The organism is Amycolatopsis sp. SID8362, assembly GCF_010550475.1.
Classification (GTDB): domain Bacteria; phylum Actinomycetota; class Actinomycetes; order Mycobacteriales; family Pseudonocardiaceae; genus Amycolatopsis; species Amycolatopsis eburnea.
Genome location: NZ_JAAGNB010000669.1, coordinates 1 through 296, shown reverse-complemented (window position 1 = coordinate 296; position 296 = coordinate 1). Strand labels below are relative to the sequence as shown.

1 protein-coding gene is annotated in these 296 nt (G+C 75.3%); it reads left to right on the top strand.

Annotated elements, in window-relative coordinates:
• The coding region (locus G3I65_RS20405; protein ID WP_160697519.1) for a KR domain-containing protein at positions 1–296 on the top strand (296 nt) is incomplete at both ends.

The following is a 296-nucleotide window of genomic DNA, read 5'->3' as shown; positions in this document are numbered from 1 at the left end:
GAGGCCTGCGACGTCGCCGATCGCGACGCGCTGGAAGCCGTGCTCGCCGGCGTGCCGGCCGACCTCCCGCTGACCGCGGTGATGCACACCGCCGGGGTCGTCGACGACGGCGTCGTGGACTCCCTGACCCCGGCCAAGCTGGCGTCGGTGCTGAGCGCGAAGCGCCTGGGGGCCGACCACCTCCACGCCCTCACCGCCGGCCTCGACCTCGCCGCGTTCGTGCTGTTCTCCTCCACCGCCGGGACCGTCGGCGCGGCCGGGCAGGCCAACTACGCCGCCGCCAACGCCTACCTCGA